Origin of the sequence: Arthrobacter sp. H5, from assembly GCF_000520595.1 — a bacterium.
Taxonomy (GTDB): domain Bacteria; phylum Actinomycetota; class Actinomycetes; order Actinomycetales; family Micrococcaceae; genus Arthrobacter_D.
This window is the reverse complement of sequence record NZ_KI914979.1, coordinates 40,761-58,708: the sequence shown is the minus strand read 5'-3', so window position 1 is coordinate 58,708 and position 17,948 is coordinate 40,761. Positions and strand designations below refer to the sequence as shown.

Annotated in this window: 16 protein-coding genes and 3 pseudogenes; 5 read left to right on the top strand and 14 right to left on the bottom strand. The window is 62.7% G+C overall.

Features of this window, described 5'->3' with window-relative positions; all coding sequences use genetic code 11:
* From Y708_RS29560 to Y708_RS30755, 9 genes and pseudogenes are all read right to left on the bottom strand, one after another.
* Positions 1-556, bottom strand: a 556-nt coding sequence (locus Y708_RS29560) for a hypothetical protein (RefSeq protein WP_035775161.1), incomplete at its 3' end; no start/stop codon positions are given.
* Complete coding sequence (locus tag Y708_RS0103770; protein ID WP_051478556.1) at positions 543-1,208, bottom strand: GntR family transcriptional regulator; 666 nt, start codon at positions 1,206-1,208, stop codon at positions 543-545. The genes Y708_RS0103770 and Y708_RS29560, both read right to left, overlap by 14 nt.
* 34 nt (positions 1,209-1,242) lie before the next feature.
* Positions 1,243-2,193 (bottom strand): beta/alpha barrel domain-containing protein, encoded by a 951-nt coding sequence (locus Y708_RS22625; protein ID WP_035775159.1) that lies wholly within the window; start codon positions 2,191-2,193, stop codon positions 1,243-1,245.
* Complete coding sequence (locus Y708_RS0103760) at positions 2,190-3,407, bottom strand: CaiB/BaiF CoA transferase family protein (RefSeq protein WP_028278898.1); 1,218 nt, start codon at positions 3,405-3,407, stop codon at positions 2,190-2,192. Before Y708_RS0103760 ends, Y708_RS22625 begins: the two co-directional genes overlap by 4 nt.
* A gap of 322 nt (positions 3,408-3,729) precedes the next feature.
* Positions 3,730-4,053, bottom strand: coding sequence for an NIPSNAP family protein (locus Y708_RS22620; RefSeq protein ID WP_051478554.1), 324 nt, complete (start codon positions 4,051-4,053; stop codon positions 3,730-3,732).
* 24 nt (positions 4,054-4,077) lie between these two features.
* Positions 4,078-4,428: a UTRA domain-containing protein gene (locus Y708_RS0103750; protein ID WP_028278897.1), complete on the bottom strand. Its 351-nt coding sequence runs from the start codon at positions 4,426-4,428 to the stop codon at positions 4,078-4,080.
* A complete protein-coding gene (locus Y708_RS0103745) occupies positions 4,428-4,811 on the bottom strand; it encodes a hypothetical protein (RefSeq protein ID WP_028278896.1) in 384 nt (127 codons plus the stop codon). The genes Y708_RS0103750 and Y708_RS0103745 overlap by 1 nt, the downstream gene beginning before the upstream one ends.
* Before the next feature lie 620 nt (positions 4,812-5,431).
* Positions 5,432-5,611: pseudogene (locus Y708_RS31460) on the bottom strand (IS5/IS1182 family transposase); the annotation flags it as partial.
* Positions 5,612-5,964: 353 nt separating this feature from the next.
* Positions 5,965-6,330 (bottom strand): annotated as a pseudogene (locus tag Y708_RS30755) (tetratricopeptide repeat protein); the annotation flags it as partial.
* A 96-nt stretch (positions 6,331-6,426) separates the two neighbouring features.
* Here Y708_RS30755 and Y708_RS0103735 point away from each other — a divergent pair.
* The 3 genes from Y708_RS0103735 to Y708_RS22615 all read left to right on the top strand — a co-directional run bounded on the left by Y708_RS0103735 (position 6,427) and on the right by Y708_RS22615 (position 10,404).
* Entirely contained in the window at positions 6,427-7,002 is a 576-nt protein-coding gene (locus Y708_RS0103735; protein WP_028278894.1) for a hypothetical protein, read from the top strand.
* Between the two features lie 1,230 nt (positions 7,003-8,232).
* A complete protein-coding gene (locus tag Y708_RS0103730) occupies positions 8,233-9,288 on the top strand; it encodes a DNA polymerase IV (RefSeq protein WP_028278893.1) in 1,056 nt (351 codons plus the stop codon).
* Positions 9,289-9,456: 168 nt separating this feature from the next.
* Positions 9,457-10,404, top strand: coding sequence for a Fic family protein (locus Y708_RS22615; protein ID WP_081746454.1), 948 nt, complete (start codon positions 9,457-9,459; stop codon positions 10,402-10,404).
* A gap of 108 nt (positions 10,405-10,512) precedes the next feature.
* Here Y708_RS22615 and Y708_RS0103720 read toward each other — a convergent pair whose 3' ends face one another.
* From Y708_RS0103720 to Y708_RS0103705, 4 genes are all read right to left on the bottom strand, one after another.
* Positions 10,513-12,021, bottom strand: coding sequence for a tripartite tricarboxylate transporter permease (locus tag Y708_RS0103720; protein WP_028278892.1), 1,509 nt, complete (start codon positions 12,019-12,021; stop codon positions 10,513-10,515).
* 3 nt (positions 12,022-12,024) lie between these two features.
* Complete coding sequence (locus Y708_RS0103715; protein ID WP_051478550.1) at positions 12,025-12,615, bottom strand: tripartite tricarboxylate transporter TctB family protein; 591 nt, start codon at positions 12,613-12,615, stop codon at positions 12,025-12,027.
* Positions 12,615-13,583 (bottom strand): Bug family tripartite tricarboxylate transporter substrate binding protein, encoded by a 969-nt coding sequence (locus Y708_RS0103710; protein WP_216699722.1) that lies wholly within the window; start codon positions 13,581-13,583, stop codon positions 12,615-12,617. Before Y708_RS0103710 ends, Y708_RS0103715 begins: the two co-directional genes overlap by 1 nt.
* A 210-nt stretch (positions 13,584-13,793) precedes the next feature.
* A complete protein-coding gene (locus Y708_RS0103705; RefSeq protein WP_028278889.1) occupies positions 13,794-14,969 on the bottom strand; it encodes an MFS transporter in 1,176 nt (391 codons plus the stop codon).
* Between the two features lie 139 nt (positions 14,970-15,108).
* Here Y708_RS0103705 and Y708_RS22610 point away from each other — a divergent pair, with 139 nt between their 5' ends.
* The gene (locus tag Y708_RS22610) at positions 15,109-16,911 is read left to right on the top strand and encodes a bifunctional metallophosphatase/5'-nucleotidase (protein ID WP_051478548.1); all 1,803 of its coding nucleotides are present in this window, start codon (positions 15,109-15,111) and stop codon (positions 16,909-16,911) included.
* Between the two features lie 143 nt (positions 16,912-17,054).
* On the opposite strand, the pseudogene Y708_RS22605 reads toward Y708_RS22610, so the two are convergent.
* A pseudogene (locus tag Y708_RS22605) lies at positions 17,055-17,261 on the bottom strand (hypothetical protein); the annotation flags it as partial.
* A gap of 230 nt (positions 17,262-17,491) precedes the next feature.
* On the opposite strand from Y708_RS22605, the gene Y708_RS0103690 reads away from it, so the two are divergent.
* Positions 17,492-17,920: a DoxX family protein gene (locus Y708_RS0103690; RefSeq protein WP_028278888.1), complete on the top strand. Its 429-nt coding sequence runs from the start codon at positions 17,492-17,494 to the stop codon at positions 17,918-17,920.
* Positions 17,921-17,948 lie beyond the last annotated feature (28 nt).

Below are 17,948 nucleotides of genomic sequence, written 5' to 3'. Positions count from 1 at the left end.
CTCCCGGTTCGATCAACCGGGCCAGCCGGAGCACCGACTCCCTCGCCACGGTGTCCATGTCCTTCACCTCGAGCATCGGCGGAAGCTGAGCCGCATCTATTCCCGTCGGTGAGCCACCCTCCGGGAGCTCCGCCGTGGACAGCAGCGGGGAGGACGAGTCGCCGGACGCGCCCTCCAGGAGCAGGGCGACCACGACGGCATTGCAGGAGTTCCCGGAATCGTAAACACTGAGGAGCCGCCGGAGCGTTGCGGCCTGCTCGGCGTCGATGGGCGAGCTTCCGGGCACAGGAGGCGCGATGAGTCCGCCGACGTCCGACCTCGAGTCGGCGGACGTGCCTGTGCCGGCGAGGTTGCTGTCATCGAACATCAGGCGTCGTAGCGCTCGGGGCCCGATTCGGGCCAGCCCGGGCCGAACACGCTCCCAGCAGTCTCGGAGGCGGCGTGGGTCCTCGCCGAGCCGCCTGTACAGCAGGTTCGGAAACGGCATGCCGGTGAGTTCACTGATGTCGGCGAATATCGCGTCACGGCCGACATGGACGGGATCAATGTCGGTCATGACGCGCTCCCGCAGCGTTGCGTGCCGCAAGAATGTGGGTGCGCATGATCGCTTCGGCCCACTCGCCGTCCCTTGCACGGGCGGCGGCAACAAGTTCGGCGTGGTGGAGCATGCTCCGGTTCAGTGCTTCGGGGCTGTACTTCCGAAAGGTATGGGCTACGACGGCCGGTCGCATGAGGGTCTGGAGCGCTGTCGCGAAGTGCCGGTTGCCACATCGATCGACAAAAAGGCCGTGGAACGCGCTGTTGAGTGCGCTCAGGGAGTCCAGTTGGCCGGATCGGACCGCTTCCTCCATGGCAGCAGCCAATTCGGCGAGGCGGTCCACGTCCTGATCCGTCAATCGAGGTACCGCCAGCAAGGCCGCATGCGGTTCGAAGCCTGCACGGACGTCGTAGAGCCCCGCGACGTCGTCGGGCGTGAACGACACCACCTGTGCGCCCTTGTTGCGGCTGATCTCCACCATGCCTTCGGCGGAGAGCCGGTTGAGCGCCTCCCGGATCGGGGTGCGGCTGACGCCGATCCGTTCAGCCAATGTCTTTTCCCGAAGCCAGGACCCCGCGGCGAGTTCGCCGGAAGTGATGAGGGCCCGCACCTGGGCGTATGTACCTTCGTCCAGCTCGCGGTCGCGGGGAAGCGGGGGGTGAGTCTCCATGGCGTTTACCGTATCCCTCTTTCCGGAGTCGCGGTCAGGCGGTCGTGGGCCAACGGGCGGCGGCGAGGTCGTTCCGTGTTCCGCCGCGGGAAACGAACGACGCCGACGGCCGTCCGGTGAGTTCGACGATGCGTTCCGACACTGCCATGTACTTCGTGAGGTCGATGCCAGTGTCGATGCCGAGCCCATCGCACAGGTGGATGATGTCCTCTAGGGCGGCATTGCCGAGTACTGAAGGGTCACCCGGAAACCAGAGGTCGCCGCCCAGACCTGCGAATGATCCCTCAAGCCACGTAACGCCGGCCATCATGCACGCCAGTGCGTTCGCCGGCGCGAATCCGTTGCGGTTGTGCAGGTGCGCCCCGACATCGAGGTGCGGGTGGAGACGGCGTACCTCGGAGACGCCGTCGTACATCTCTCCGGGATGCTCCTCTCCGGAGGTTGCCGCCAGGTAGATGCCGGCGGCGCCCGCGTCCACGGCTGCGTCGACGACCCGGAGGCGTTCCGCCCCGGTCACCGGTCCACGCGCCGGAGCGAAGAACGCGCAGGCAACAGCGACGACAAGCCGTAGATCCGAAGCCTGGGCGAGCGCACCGATTCGGGCAAGATCCGCGAGGATCTCGTCGACCGTGAGCCCCTGGTTGCGGAGGCTCACTTCCTCATCAGCTGAAACGACGATGACGAGCTCGTCGAGGCCGCAGTCCACTGCACGCTCGGCGCCGCGGAAATTCGGTGCCAGTCCGCGGTACCGGACTCCGGGGACGCGCGGCACATCTGCCATGACGTCGGCCGCGTCGGCCAGTTGGGGGAGGACTTTCGGGTGGGCGAAGGAGACCGCTTCAATCTCCCGCACCCCTGCCTCGATGAGCATGTGGATGAGCTCGACCTTGTTCCCGGTGGGCAGCGTTTCCGGCACCGACTGCAGTCCGTCGCGCAGGCCTACCTCCACGAGCCGGATGGCGGATGGAAGCTGGGGGATGCTCATGTGACATTCCGCCCACGCAAGGCCGCCAGAGCGGCGGGGTCGACGCCGATCTCCGCGAGGACCTCCTCCGTATGCTGTCCCAGCTCCGGGCCCGGCCATCGCACGGTCCCGGTGGTGCGGCTCAATCTTGGAAAGACATTCTGCATGGCGACCGGGCCGAGTACGGGGTGGTCGACACTGGTGATCGACTCCCGGGCCTGGTACTGCGGGTCGGCGAGCATATCGACGGGTCGGAAGATCTTCCCGGAGGGCACCCCTGACTCTTCAAGGGCGGACTCGAGGTCCTCGGCGTCGTAGGCCGAGGTGTAGTCCGCAATGATTCCGTCGAGCTCAGCCTGCCGCTCGCCGCGAGCGCCGTGCGTGGCGTACCGCGGGTCCTCGGCAAGGTCAGGCCGGCCGATGGCTTTCGCGAGCCGGGAGAAGACGGTGTCCTGGTTGGCCGCGATAAGGATCCACTTGCCGTCCTTGGTGGGGTACACGTTACTGGGGGCGACGTTGGGCAGAATGGCTCCCGTGCGCTCACGCTGGTAACCGGAGATCTGCCACTCGGGGACGAGGGATTCCATCACCCCGAGCACCGCCTCATAGATTGCGGAGTCCACGATCTGCCCGCGGCCGCTGACCTCCCGTTCACGGATTGCGGCCAGGGCGCCGATGGCGGCGAAGAGGGCGGCCAGGGTGTCACCGATCGAAATGCCGACGCGCGACGGCGGCGTGGAGGGATCCCCCACCACATAGCGGAGCCCGCCCATCGCCTCACCGATCGCGCCGTAGCCGGCGCGCTGCGAGTACGGCCCATCCTGCCCGAACCCGGAGACCCGGACCATGATCAGCCCGGGGTTGTGCTCCTGCAAGACGTCGTATCCGAGGCCCCACCGTTCCATGGTGCCGGGCCGAAAGTTCTCAATGACGATGTCAGCGGTGGCGATGATCTGCCGCGCCAGGTCCTGGGCTTCGGGCTCCCGCAGGTTGAGGGTCACCGAGCGCTTGTTTCGGCCCACGATCGTCCACCACAGCGACTGCCCCTGCGGAAGTTGACGGCCCCACTGTCGCAGCGGATCGCCCTTCTTCGGGTCCTCGATCTTCACGACGTCGGCGCCCAGGTCTCCGAGCATCTGCCCACAGAACGGGCCTGCCAGGAGTTGCCCCATCTCGACCACGCGGAGCCCGGCGAGAGGACCGTCGGCGGGAGGAGCAGCATGGGGAGCTGTCACGGCGTAGCCTCCAGAATGGTGGGGAATCAAAAGTGCCACTCATCGAACAAGTAACGTATACAACTTCTCAGAAGTGGACCGGCGCGTCAAGGGTATCGCGGCCATTTTGGTGCATTTTGTATGCAACCTGAGATCCTGCCTGGATTTGTCCCGCCCGGGTCTCGGTCGTATCAACGGGCATTCCGCCACGTCGGAAACGGGTCGACCGCCCGAACCGACATGGCGCACTGGAGCCGACCTTGCCGGATCGTGGACCACATCCTCCATGGAATCAGGAGCCCGCCGAGGGACTAGGAGTGAGCGACGGGCCAAGCAGTGGTGGTTATTTCGCCTCCGCGGTGGGGTGGAGGTCGGTCGCTTCGAGCAGTAAAGACTCGATCTTCGCCGTCAGGACCCCGTCCGCTTCGGATGCCGATTTCGCGTCAATCCACCGCTGATCGGCGCCGAAGGCTTTCCAGTTCGCCTTCGGATCCCCCTCGTGCTTGAGGAGGTAGATCAGGACGTCCGGCGTGCCGACCGGCGTCCAGTAACCGAGGCTCGTCATGCCGTGCTCGGTGAAGAGGTCAATGGTGGATTCACGGAACCGCTCAATCAGGGCGTCCATCTTGCCCGGGGCAGCGGTGTAGGTGCGCAGTTCGTGTGTCAATGTGTCTCCTCGTAGTAATCGGCGTTATCGGCCGTTGGTGCTTGATAGGTCGTCAGCCAGGCGCAGTAGCTCGGCTCCCAGCTGGCGTGCGCGGCTGGCCGCAGATCCGGGTGCTTCCCCGGGTGGCGCGGGCGTTGTCGATCGAAACAGTCCGCCCGGGCCGCCGTCGTTCCCTCGATGGCCGGTACTCGGTGGCGTGCCGGGATCCTTCACGACGCCGATATCGAACACCACATGATCGGGATGATGCCAGGTCGAGAACACTTCGACGGGCCGCCCGTCCTGGTCGTAGCTCGTCCCCTCCAGCAGCAGGACCGGCGACGCCGGGACCGGTCCGTCCACCAGGGCGAGACCGGTTTTAGCGCAGGTCCGCATTAACCGATGAACCCGTCGTCGACCATCGCGGCGGCTGCAGTTGCCGTTTCACGGTACTTATCGCCGCGGATGGAATCGATGGGTGAATCGTGGTCGAGCCAGGGGTTAGCCCCGATGAACCACATACGTGCCACATGTTCACCTTCTGCTTCGGAAACAAGGATCCATTGGGCGTAGGCGAACTGAAGGCGTTTCACCGCGGATGGGTTAGGGGTGGGGCCGTCTTGCTGTGCCCACTTGTAGCTGATCTTGCGGTCTTTGCTACCAGCTAGTGCGGCGACGAGGGTTGCACCAAGGGCGGCATTCAAGCGTCGGACAATCTCACGGATCCCGAGTCTGGCTGTCCGGGCGTGTGCTGTTCCTGTAGTGGTTGCGATACTCATGATCTGTTGGCTCCCTGTTGACAGCTACCAATCTACCCTGTTTCCCCTATAAAGCGACAGTAAATCTACTCATCGTCAAATCTACTCATCGTCGACCACTACCGACGGGGACAAATCCACCGGCCGACGTAGTGGGATGTTATCGGCGATTTGGCCTCCTAAGTGGAAGCGGATCGTTGCACAGGCGCGACTCGATGGACCCCGAGACCTATCCACGAACGTTGCAGTACCTACGCTGACTGCAGGAATATCCGGCCACTACTTCTTGCCTGATCGCCTACTCATCCGGGGCGGCAGGCACTACGCCGACGCCGCTATAAGTTAAACCCCCGTACTACCCCATCATGCTGTACGGCGTCCTCGCCATCGCCAGCAACCACGGCCTGACTTGGCACCTCTAGATGTCCCGCAGCGAAGCGGCTTGAGCAATCACTGGACACATAAACACAAGGGACTGCCCCCAATGCCCTCAACTACGCACTGATTTGCCCTGGCCTCCGCGGGGTTTCCCAGGGTGATTCATACCTCCGGTACCGCTTTGATGCTTCCAGGTGGGAGAAAGGTTAGCGGGCACGGGCTGGAAAACATGCCGGTTCTTGTCGGCGTTTAGGGCGTGTCTGTTAATTGTGTACTCGGTGGAATGTCAGTGTTGCGGTGAGTAGGAGGCCGCCGAGGAATGTGGTGGCATATTTGTCGAAGCGGGTGGCGATGCCGCGCCAGTGTTTGAGCCGGTTGAAGCCGCGTTCGACGGTGTTGCGGTCTTTGTAGATGGCCGGGTCGAATGATGGCGGCCGGCCGCCTGGCGGTGTCCTGCCTGCCAAAGCGTTAGCCCGAGATTGTGCAGTGCGTTCGGTTCGCCGGCGGCGACGGCTCGACGGAGCAGTTCGATTTCGTCGGCGGCACGGCCCTTTGTCCCATAAAGGTTCGATAGCGGGATGAGCACGTCGATGCGGCCCTCGCCCAAGTGGCGTTCGAGGAGTTCAATCGACTCGTCAACCTCCAGCTCTCCACTCAGTACGAGCTCGACGGCAGCTTCAGGGTTCTTCTCTTTTGCCTCCAGCAGGATTCTCAGTGCGGTGTTCTCGGCTCCGAGGGTACGGTACGCGCGGGACAGGCGCACCGGCACGTATGGATGATCACCTGCTCGTTCGAACCAGGTGATGGCTGTCTTTGCATCGTTGAGTTCAAAGTAAATCTGTCCGAGTGTCAGGGCAGCATGCGGGTCGTCGGACTCGTAGGCCTGCTCGAGAAGAGGAATGGCCTGCTTGAGCTTGCCTTCGCCCCACAGGAAGGAACCGTAATTTAGTAGAGCGTCGGTAACACCTGCGTCAATCGCCAGCTGATAGAGCAGCTCGATCGCTTCCGCTTTTGAGATCCGCCGGAGGTCATTGGCTGCGTTATACAGCGTTTCCGGTTCGAGTTCGGCGTCCTCGATCGTTTGGCGGAAGCTCAGCTTCCCGTCATTTTCTTCCTGCGCGGTGTTCACCGCTCTAACCTTCCACAGCTCCGCGAGCTGCATGAGAAGGACACGGACGAAAAGAGCCTCAACCGGCCCCCGCGCTGAGGGATCGGTGGGTTCGCCCTTACTTAGTCGGCGCAGCTTTAGGATGCAGTAATGAGCTCTCGGAATATCCTGTCGCTGCGGACTCAGGACCCGGAGTTAGTCGAGGTGACTTTTGGGCGCGAGACGCGTCGGTATCAACAAAGAGAGAGTAACCGGTTGGACATCGTCATCGACGGCCGGCCCGTGCGTTCCTGGGTGCGGGACTGGGAACAGCCCGAGTGGGAGCACGAAATACCGACACTGGACTTCGTCACCCAACTCTCCCGGTCTTCACCTCGCGAAGCAAAGCAACAAATAGACCAGTTGCGAGGACCCCGACCAGGCCACGAGCCAGTGACGGCCGAGCTGCTGTGTTGCCCCGCTTGCTTCGACATATCGGACGGGATTCTCGCAGTAGAAATCAGCCGCACCGAAGACACCGTAACGTGGCAACGATTCGGCTGGATCGATGAGGACGAGGCCACCACGGCGGACGCACTAATCCCCAATGCGAGCCAGTTCGCGTTCGATGCATCAGCATACGACCACGCATTGAACGAGGCTCAAGCCGCTCTATCCGGGAACTTCCTCACAGATTGGCGGAAACGATACCGGCGGCGGGGCCCGCAGCAGCCGGGAGATTACTGATGGGCCGCCACCAGCGAGGTGATGGGCGGCGGCGCGCCACCTCAAGGTTCAAGGTCATCCGAATGGCAGCCGGTGCGGCCGACCTCTGCGACACTGCCATCGAATACGTTTCCGCGCTCATTCACCCAGAAGCAGTCTCCTTCCTGCCGCTTGACCCACCCTCCACCTCATCCGGCATCAGTCCTCGTCGAATGCGCTTGGCGTGGAGGAAAGCTATACGCATGGCCAGCATCGAGTCTCTACCAAAAGAACCATGGGCTGAGCATCGCATCGGCGTGATCGTTAGCGGCGCAAAAGCTGAACATTTTGTTGCCGCTCGTCCTAGTTCACCCGGGTCCTACGACATATTGCTGTCAAGGCGAATAAATCCCCGCGGACACTGCTCGCTCCACAGGGACACAGCACAGGCAGTGCTTGAACAAGCCACAGACCTGGGCCTCGTCCGATGGCTGCCAGTGGGCATCCACGCTGACGCGATAACGAGCACCCATTTCCGACGCGCAACCGAATCCACCGACACTCTCACGACGCTCACCCACTAGGAGTCGATCCTTCACCGCGCACTTCCCATGGGGTGCGGTGAAGGATCGCTGCCGGACCAGGACCGGATAATTCCACTTGAGCATCCTTCTGCTTAGACCCCTCCAAGGGGCAAGCTAGGGGCATGCCGCATTTACCGAGTAGGCGTTACCCACACCCGTTCCAGATTTGGATAGGAATCATCGTGGGGGTTTGTTTGATCCTCCCACCTCTGTTGCGGCTAGAGGAGGAGGGCTGGACGGGCATCAACATATTCTTCGTTGTCGCAGGTTCAGGGATAACAGCAGTTTGGGTCGTACTTGCCGTCCTGCGAATACGGGCGAGACGGCATGAGGTTAGGACGAGCAGTACTGGATCCGCATCGGAACCGATCAGTCCTTCAGAATGAAGTCGCGATGACTCATCGAAGCCAACTACTGCCGAGAGGCCGCAGGTGGAGGATCCGTTGCCAGCAATCCGCCTGCGGACGGCCGGTTCCTTCTTCTTATACGACTCGGTGTCTCGAAACCTCTGTGTCTCGAATCCCATGTGTTTCGACACACTGAGGTTACGAGAAGCCTGACATGCGAAGCAGGCTGCAATGGGTGAGCCGGTCAGGAGGCCGCAGGCTCCGCGGTCAAGCTCGGGTGGAGATCCGGTGCTTGCCAGGGATGTTTAGGGCAGACTGGTGGCGTGAGCGGAATCCGGTGGGTGCTGCACGTCGATCTCGACCAGTTCATCGCGGCAGTCGAAGTGCTCCGGCGGCCGGAGCTTGCTGGCAAGCCGATCATTGTCGGCGGTCGGGGCGACCCCACCGAACGAGCTGTGGTGTCGACCGCATCCTACGAAGCCAGGGCGTTTGGCGTGGGTTCCGGAATGCCCTTACGCATTGCCGCCCGGAAAGTGCCCGACGCTGTGATCCTGCCGGTCGATCAGGAGGCTTACCTCGCGGCGTCTGAAGCGGTGATGGCTGCCCTGCGCGTGCAGCCCGGCGCCACCGTGCAGGTGCTGGGTTGGGATGAGGCCTTTGTAGGCATTGAGACAGAGAATCCGGAAGCCTACGCCCAACAGGTGCAGGCCGCTGTCCTGGAGCGAACGCAGCTGCATTGCAGCGTGGGCATCGGCGACACCCTGGTCCGAGCCAAGGTTGCCACCGGTTTCGGCAAGCCAGCCGGCGTCTTCCGTCTCACTGCCGGAAACTGGCTCGACGTCATGGGCAGCCGGCCCACCAAGGACCTGTGGGGCGTCGGAACCAAGGTGTCCGGCCGGCTCGCCAAACTCGGCATCAACACCGTCGCCGAGCTCGCCGGATCCGACCCCCAAGACCTGGTCCCGGAGTTCGGGCCCAAGATGGGTCCCTGGTACGCGGAGCTCGGACGCGGGGACGGCGCCAGCGTTGTGGACGACACCCCGTGGGTTGCCCGCGGGCATAGCCGGGAGACCACCTTTCAGCGCGACCTGACCGAGCCTGCCCAGGTGGACGACGCCGTGAGGGAGCTGACAGCGCGTGTCCTGGAGGATGTTGTGGCCGAAGGACGGCCCGTGGTTGGGCTGACCCTCAAGGTTCGGTACGCGCCGTTCTTCACCAAGACCCACGCAAAGAAAATTCCCGAAACATTCGACCGGGACGTGATCCTCGCGCGTGCCTTGGGCCTCGCAGCCGGAATTGAAGCGGGCCGTCCAATCCGCCTCCTCGGCCTACGGGCCGAAATGACAATGCCCGACGACGCACGAAAGGGACATACTCCGACGCGCGGCGGATGGTGACGGCGTCGCTGCCGTGTAAGACGGGGTTCGACAAGGCTTTAGAAATTAGTGTTTGGAATCCCGCCCCCAAGAAAGTGACCTGGCTTGCGGAGTGCGCCATATGCAGAAAATCCTGTTCCTTACCATTGGTTATCCGATTAACGTCGCCTGACAGCCCCGTTTGCTGCGATGCTTCTTCGCAGCGGGAGCGCATCAAGTTCGGAGATTGAGCATCTAACTGCCCAACCGAAAAGCATCGCCCTGGCCGAACTCGGCGTCAAGGCTGGCCACAACGCCAGACTCATCGTCGCCAATACCCGGGCAATGGAAGCTGCCATAGCGCTATCCGTAAAACTGGACTGCGAAGCCGTCCTCGCCATGCAGAATGCCCTTCTCGGAGACACCCATCCCGAGTACACGGGCAAGTGGCGCGAGCAGCAGGTTTGGGTTGGCGGCGGAATGTCCAACAGCCCTCACCCCGCGTCGTTTGTGCCACCCCATCACCACCGCATCCCACAACTCATGAACGACTTCGTATCGTTCGCCGGCCGAGCCGACATGCCCATACTTCCGCAGATTGCCGTTGCTCACGCCCAGTTCGAGACGATTCACCCATTCCCAGACGGCAACGGGCGAACCGGACGCGCAATAGTTCACTCGATGCTGCACCGATTGGGCATCACTCGGAACGTCACCATTCCAGTTTCCGCGGGACTTCTCCAGAACACCGCTGGCTACTTCGACGCGTTGACTGCCTACCGCAAAGGCAACGTCGCCCCGATAGTCGATGTTTTCTCCTGGGCGTTCGTTTCAGCATTGGCCAATGGCCGAGCGCTGATCGTTGATCTGGAAGCCTTTCGTAGCTGGGCCGGAGCAACCACTTCAGCACGCCGTGGTTCCGCTGGCTGGCGCACGATCGAATACCTACTGAAGCAGCCGGTGATTGACGCCAACTCGGTTGCATCGGAGCTGGGGGTGACCACGCAGAACGCTCAGCTCGGCATCGATCGGTTGGTCCGTGACGCAATACTTCATCCCAGCGGTGAGGGCCGACGCAATCGCCGGTACGAGGCACGGCCTGCGCTGGCCGCCGTCGACGCGTTTGCCAAGCGGGCACGACGGCCTCCCGGGCAATGATTGCTCATCCGACAAGACCCCGCTGCTGGGTCAATACAGCTAAGCTTCGCCGGATGGCCGCACAGCCTGCACCGCGTTGATGAGGTGCTCGGCCCCTGGACGCTCGCATCACCCCGCCGGTTCAGCCCGCTTTGCCTTGCGCAGCAGCTTCGGCAGCACAGCCGGGAGCACCAGCACCGCGAGAGCCACAACCAGCAGCCCCACCGTCAGCGGTCGCGTGAAGAAAACCGAAAAGTCATTCTGGCTGATCGAGAGCGCACGCCGTAGCTGGGTTTCCATCATCGGACCAAGAATAGCGCCCAGGACGGCGGGTGCAACCGGGAAGTCGTACACGCGCATGAAGAAGCCGGCAACGCCTATCGCGCACACAATCATCATGTCCGTGATGCTGCCGGAGAGGCTGTAGACGCCCAGGATGCCGAACACCAGAATGCCCGTATACAGCAGCGTTTTGGGGATGGAAAGAATTTTGATCCACACCTTCACCAGCGGAAGGTTGATCACCAGCAGCATGATGTTGCCGATGAACAGGCTGGCAATCAGTGTCCACACCAGATCCGGCGAATTCTCAAACAGTTGCGGCCCGGGCTGGATGTTGTAGATCTGGAAGGCGCTCAGAATGATCGCAGCAGTAGCGGACGTCGGAATGCCGAGGGTGAGCAGCGGCACCAGTACTCCGGAGAAAGACGCATTGTTTGCGGCCTCCGGCCCTGCCACACCCTCGATGGCGCCCTTGCCGAACTCCTCCTTGTGCTTGGACAGCCGCTTCTCCAGGTTGTAACTCAGGAAGGTGGGAACCTCGGAGCCACCGGTTGGCATGGATCCGAAGAAGAAGCCCAGGAATCCGCCGCGGATCCACGGTTTCCAGACCCGTTTCCGCTCCGCCTTATTCAGCCAGATCCGGCCGGAAAACTCCACCGCTTGTTCCTTGGCGTACTGCAGCCGCGCCAACCCATACAAAGCCTCACCTATTGCGAAGAGACCGATCACCACAATGATGATGTCAATCCCGCCCAGCAACTGCGCCGAGCCGAACGTGAAGCGCTGTTGCCCGGTCAAAAAGTCCAGTCCCACCAGGCCCACAAACAGTCCTGCGAAGAGGCTCACCATGCCGCGGATAATCGAGGTGCCCACCAGTGCCGTGACACTGACAAACGCCAGCACCATCAACGCAAAGTAGTCAGTGGCCTGGAAACTCTTGGCCAGATTGGCCACCAACGGTGCCAGGAAGGTCAGCCCCAGAGTGGAAATGATGCCCGCGGTGAAGGATCCCATGACGGCGGTGGCCAGCGCGGGCCCGGCACGGCCGGCCTTCGCCATCGGATAGCCGTCGATAGCTGTCGCCACGGACCCGGCTTCGCCCGGTGTATTGAGCAGGATGGACGTGATCGCCCCGCCGTACAGGGAACCGTAGTAGATACCGGCGAAGATGATCAGCGCACCGGTGGGATCGAAACCGTAGGTCAGCGGCAGCAGCAGGGCCAGAGCCAGCGCCGGCCCAATCCCAGGAAGCACCCCCACGAGGGTGCCGATCGTGACGCCGATTGCCGCGTACAACAGATACTGCGGTTCCAGCGCATTGGCGAAGCCGCCCAGCAGGTCAGCGAAGACGTCCATGGATCAGAGCACCGTTTCGAGTAGCCCGCCAGGCAGCCGCACGCCCAGCAGTTCCGTAAAACCAAAGTAGACGCCGGCGGAAAACAGCACCGCGATAATCACATCCCGGATCAGCCTGCGGCTCCCCGCCACCCAGGCGATCCCCACAAAGAACACGGTTGTGGCAATGATGTAGCCCAGCGGATCCAGCAGCGCTGCGTAAATGACCAGCGCAACAACCACGGTCCACAGCGTCCGCCAATGGGTGTCCGTGTGCTCTGCGGCCGCCTGTTCAAACAGTGCCTGATCAGGTTTCAGCGTGGCCCGGACCAGGAAGGCCAGTCCGAAGCCCACCAACCCGATTCCCACGATCATCGGAAAGAAGCCGGGCTGCTGCGGCCCAAAGCCGCCATTGATCGAGACCCGGACGGCGTCGAAGAGCACCACCGCTGCACCCAGCAAAATAACGACGGCGGCAATTTTAATCCCAAGTTTCCCCGCCCCAGGCTTGATCACCGCGGGCGAAGCATGCCCCGATCCAGCTGACGAATCATCGTGTGACTCAGCGGGCGAACCGTCAGGAAGCCCGGAAGGCCCGGAATCTGGACTGGGCATCACCCAACGATTCCCAGGTCCGTCAGCGTCTGGGTAATGTCTTCAGTTTCCGTCTCAATGTAAGCGCTGAACTCCTCGCCGGTGAGCAGGAAGTCGTCCCAGTTGTTGCTCTCCAGGGTCTCCTGCCATTCAGGTGTGTCATGCATCTCCTCGACCATCGCCACCACGGCATCGCGCTGTTCGTCGGAAATCTCCGGCGGAGCCACAAGGCCTCGCCAGTTGGCAATGGAGACCTCATACCCGGATTCAATGATGGTGGGCGCGTCTACGCCTTCAATGGGTTCCTCACTGGACACCGCAAGAAGTCGCATCTCGCCGGCGTCGATCTGGTCCTGGAATTCAGCGAGCCCTGATGCCGCAGCGGTCACGTCGCCGGACAAAATGGCCGGCGTCAGCTCGCCGCCGCCGGAGTATGGAATGTAGTTGATGTCCGCCGGGTCTATTCCCACTGCGTCCGCCAGTTGCGCCACAAGGATCTGATCAACGCCACCCACTGAACCGCCGCCCCAGGCAACGCCGCCCGGGTCAGCTTCAAAGGCATCCATGAGCTGCTCCAGCGTCTCGTACTCGGAATCCGCCGGCACCACAATGGCGTCATACTCCGCTGTCAGCCGCGCAATGGGGGTGGTGTTTCCCAGATTGACCTGTGAATCGGTCTGCTCAATTGCACCGACCAGAATCTTCCCGATCACCATGAGCTGGTGCGGATCCCCTGCATTCTCACCAACAAACTGGGTCAGCCCCGCCGTTCCCGATGCACCCGGCACGTTGTAGACCTCAGCGCCGGTCTCGACCACCCCACCCTCGTCAAGGGAGCGCCCAATGGAACGGGCGGTCTGATCATATCCACCGCCGGGATCGGCCGGAGCCATAATCTCGATGGCCTGGCTGGGGTATTCCTCCGCCGAACCGCCCCCTTCGCCGGAATCACCGCCGCAGCCGGTCAGCACCAGCAGAGAAGCTGCCAAGGGCACTCCCCACCGCATTAATCGGGGTTGCCGTGACCTTTTGGATCCTGAAATCGTCATTGAATTCATCCCTGTTCTTTGCGTTATGCCTGACTCCACGGGTGCCTTAGTTCTACCAGCCCGGCCAACGCGTTGTACACCGTATGGGGCATCGATTCGGGAACAATGATTCACACCGGCACCGAACGCGCGGTGGGGAAAGCGGGCGTCTCAACCCCGCCGTCGTCGTAATTGCCGCCAAAATCCGGCAGCAACCAGTGCGAGTCCGCCCGCCGTCGCAGCGAAAACGCCCCCCACACCGGCAGCAGCGGCTACCAGTCCCACCCCGGCAGGGATGGCCGATTGTCCAAACCGGTTGGCACTTAGCCGCAGGGCCAGCCAGGTTCCGCGGGTGCCGGGAGGCGAGGCCAGCGAAATTACTGTCATGGTGAGTGGTTGCCCAATGCCCAGTGCGACGCCGGCCAGTGCCAGTACTGCACCCATCGCCGGCACAGGCAGCGGCAGGGCCAGCAACCCCACGTTCAGCGCGGACAACGCCGTGGACGCGACAATCAGTTCCGCACGCCCAAACCTGGCGACCATGGAGCCGAGAAAGAGCCTGGAGGCCATCGTGGTCACAGCACGCACGGTCAGCAGGAGCCCGACGGCGGCAGCAGGAATCCCGCGCTCCACACCCAGGGCGGGAAGGTAGACGGCAATGAGGTCCACCGCGCCGAGGACCATCATGCTCACCAGCATGGCGCCCATCAACTGGCGGCGCGCCTCCGGTCCCGTGCCCGCGATAGCTTGCTTGAGGCTGGCGGGCCGTGCAGGCCCGGCCGGGCCATCGCCGGACGTGCGGCGGATCAGAACGGCGGTGAGGATGAGCATCAGCACGCTGGAAACGGTGCAGGCTCCGAAGAGCGCCCGGGTGTCCGGCACAATCTGGTCGCCGCCAAACGCAATGATGAACAACGGTCCCAGCGCTTGTCCGGCTGATCCGGCGAAGGTATAGAGGCCAAAGGCGGAGTCCAATTTGGTTGGATTGCCCCGCGCCACCCTGCTCTGCTGGCCAATCACGCCCATCAGGTGGCCCAGGCCGAGGACCACGTTCCAGAAGAGTAGCAATCCGAGTGACGAAGACCAGAGGAACAGGCCCATCCCGGCGGCGACCATCAGTACAGCGCCGATGGCTAGGACAACGGGCTCCCTGCCCGCATCAGTAGCCCTGCCCACAAGTACGGCGACGAACAACGGCACAATAGCGAAGCTCGCCGCAATCAGTCCCAGAAACGCCGGCTCCAGTCCCAATTCCAAGGCGCGGTATGCGGCTGCCGGTCGCACAATGTAGGCGGCGAGCTGCAGGAAAAGTGCGTGAAACAGGAGCACCCACGGCCAGTTGCGCATGTGCGTAATCTACAACGACGGCGGTGCGGGCGCTCCCTGGCGGGACTTGGTTAACCCCGCAACAGGGTCGCCGTCACCAAAGTGTCACCGGTCACGGGTAGCCTGTCCTCACCGCATCACTACAGGGAGATGATTTCACGTGTCACAAACTTTCATCAGGGGACACCGCCGTGCCATCACGGCGATCGCCGTCAGCTGCGTCGCAGCACTCGGCGTTGCGCCAGCAGCAACCGCCGCACCGGGCGGAACACCGGGCCCCAAGGATCAGACGGCCACCATCACGGTCATGGGTACCAGCGACCTCCACGGTTACATTGAGAACTGGGATTACTTCACCAACGCAGAGTACGACGACGCCGCCTCCAACGATGTTGGGCTCGCCAAGATCTCCAGCCTGGTCAAGCAGGTCCGTGCTGATCGAGGAGAGGAGTCAACCCTCCTCATCGACAACGGGGACACCATTCAGGGCACCGCGCTGACCGACTACTTCGCCAACGTGGAGCCAGTGGACCAGACCGGCGAGATACACCCGATGGCCGCCGCCATGAACGCCCTGGACTATGACGCCACCACGGTGGGCAACCATGAATTCAACTACGGGCTGCCGCTGCTGGACGCGTTTGAAGGCCAGTTGGACTTCCCGCTCCTCGGCGGAAACGTGAAGGACTGGGATACGGGGGAGGACGCCTTCACCCCCTACGTCATCGAAACAGTCAAGCTCAAGGGCCAGAAGCCCATCAAGGTTGGCATCCTCGGGCTCACCACGCCGGGCAGCGCTATCTGGGACAAGAACAACGTGGAGGGCGAACTCCGCTTCCTGGACATGGTGGAGCAGGCCCAGAAGTACGTTCCCGAGATGAAAGCGGCGGGTGCCGACGTCGTCGTCGTCAGTTCTCACTCCGGCCCGTCGGGCACCTCGTCCTACGGCGGCGACCTGCCTGTCGAGAACGCCTCGACCCTGCTCGCCGAGGAGGTTCCCGGTATCGATGCCATCCTCGCCGGCCACGAGCACCGCGAAATCCCCGAGCGCTTCGTCACCAATAAGGCGACCGGCGAGCAGGTGCTCCTCACCGAGCCTAAGAACTGGGGCCAGCGCCTGTCCGTCATGGACTTTGAACTGACCAAGGTCCGCGGACAGTGGGATGTCACCTCCGCCAACTCGGAGCTGCTCAACGCCAACACGGTTCCCGCTGATCCGGAGATCTCCGCCCTGGTCGCCGACCAGCACCAGAGCGTGATCGACTACGTGAACACCGCGATCGGCAGCGCTACCGAGACCATGTCCGCAGCGGAGTCGCGTTACCGCGACACCGCTGTCATGGACTTCGTCAACAAGGTGCAGGCCGATGCCGTGGAGCAGGCGCTGGAGGGCACACCGAACGCCGATCTGCCGGTCCTGTCCATCGTTGCGCCGTTCAACCGGGCCGCCGTCATACCGGAAGGCCCCGTGACCATTCGGGACATGGCCGGTCTGTATGTCTTCCCGAATACGCTCTTCGGCGTCGAGATGACCGGCGCGCAGATCAAGGACTACCTGGAGTACTCGGCAACCTACTTCAACCAGACCGCGCCCGGCGCCCCGGTTGATCCTGCGACTCTGACCAACGCCGCAGGCACGCCTGACTACAACTACGACATGATGTCCGGCGTCGCCTACGACATTGACATCAGCAAGCCGGTGGGTGAGCGCATCACAAACCTGAGCTACAGCAACGCACTGATCGACCCGGCCCAGCGCTTCGCTGTGGCAACAAACAACTACCGGCAGTCCGGTGGCGGAAACTTCCCGCACATTGCCACGGCTCCGGTGCTGGTGAATCAGACTACGGAGATCCGCCAGTTACTTATCGACTACCTGATTGCGCGGGGCACCATCGACCCCTCGGACTTTTTTGTGGAGAACTGGAAGCTCACCCGGGAGGGGGAGCCGGTCTTCAACTGATGCTTCGGCAATACTAAGCAGGGCGCGGCCCAACCGGTCCGCGCCCTGCTTAGTCCCTGCACCAGCCTGCCAATATGTCCGTAATGCTTGGCCAGAATCAGATCGGTTCTGTGGCCTCGGGGAGCCATACCCAGACATAGACTTTAGAAGTCATCGTCAAAATTCTTCTTCTGCTGGGATACGCGTTGAGGGAGGATGGCGAGCCGCTCCTCCAACAATTGACGGGCCCCAGGATCCGAGGCGCCGATCAACGGAATGCCGAGTAGGCCCGCGACCTCAAACACCGTTCCGATGGCGGCTTTGGGCGAGCCCTTCTCGATGGACAGCAAAGTGGTGGGCGAGATGCCTGCCCGCTCAGCAAGATGCCCTGATAGCTCTCAATAGTCAAGAGCGGGGATGCGAATACACAGCCACCTTCGACGATAAGGCGTCAACCCTGCAGGGAATGAAGCTGCTCACCCCGATCGATGCGGGCGAAGACCAGACCTGTGAGTGATTGTTCCGGAAACAAGGTCCCGGAGATTTCTCCGAGGACAGCGGGTGCTCACCCGGCACAGTCACCGCTGCTAGGCTACGCCGGATGGCCGATTCCGATTCCCTCCCGCCCACGTCCTTCCTCCGAACCGCCGCACGCGTGGTGTTGGGCGCCTTCCTCCTGCTCGCCGGTACCGCTCACCTGACCGTTGCCCGTGCCGAGTTCGCCGCACAGGTGCCTGCCTGGCTGCCCGTCAATACCGACGTCGTCGTGGTTGCCTCGGGCGTCGTCGAACTGTGCCTCGGTGCCGCGCTGGTTGTCCTTCCGCGGTGGCGGGTGCTGACCGGCTGGATTGTCGCGGCGTTCTTCATTGCAATTTTTCCCGGCAACATCGCCCAGTACGTTGACGGTGTGGACGCCTTTGGACTGAACAGTGACCGCGCCCGCCTCATCCGCCTGTTCTTCCAGCCCGTACTTGTGCTGTGGGCGCTGTGGTCCACCGGGGCGTGGCGGGACCGGCGGTCACGCAGATAGACCGGCCCCGCCTTTCCGCTGAGTTCAG

Excerpts from the sequence above, each read along its gene's own strand:
- Y708_RS0103745 (WP_028278896.1), bottom strand. The coding sequence starts at position 4,811 with ATGAGTATCGCAACCACTACAGGAACAGCACACGCCCGGACAGCCAGA.
- Y708_RS0103770 (WP_051478556.1), bottom strand. The coding sequence starts at position 1,208 with ATGGAGACTCACCCCCCGCTTCCCCGCGACCGCGAGCTGGACGAAGGT.
- Y708_RS0103750 (WP_028278897.1), bottom strand. The coding sequence starts at position 4,428 with ATGCGGACCTGCGCTAAAACCGGTCTCGCCCTGGTGGACGGACCGGTC.
- Y708_RS22625 (WP_035775159.1), bottom strand. The coding sequence starts at position 2,193 with ATGAGCATCCCCCAGCTTCCATCCGCCATCCGGCTCGTGGAGGTAGGC.
- Y708_RS0103705 (WP_028278889.1), bottom strand. The coding sequence starts at position 14,969 with ATGCGCAACTGGCCGTGGGTGCTCCTGTTTCACGCACTTTTCCTGCAG.
- Y708_RS0103690 (WP_028278888.1), top strand. The coding sequence starts at position 17,492 with ATGGCCGATTCCGATTCCCTCCCGCCCACGTCCTTCCTCCGAACCGCC.
- Y708_RS0103715 (WP_051478550.1), bottom strand. The coding sequence starts at position 12,615 with ATGCCCAGTCCAGATTCCGGGCCTTCCGGGCTTCCTGACGGTTCGCCC.
- Y708_RS0103735 (WP_028278894.1), top strand. The coding sequence starts at position 6,427 with ATGAGCTCTCGGAATATCCTGTCGCTGCGGACTCAGGACCCGGAGTTA.
- Y708_RS22615 (WP_081746454.1), top strand. The coding sequence starts at position 9,457 with ATGCTTCTTCGCAGCGGGAGCGCATCAAGTTCGGAGATTGAGCATCTA.
- Y708_RS0103720 (WP_028278892.1), bottom strand. The coding sequence starts at position 12,021 with ATGGACGTCTTCGCTGACCTGCTGGGCGGCTTCGCCAATGCGCTGGAA.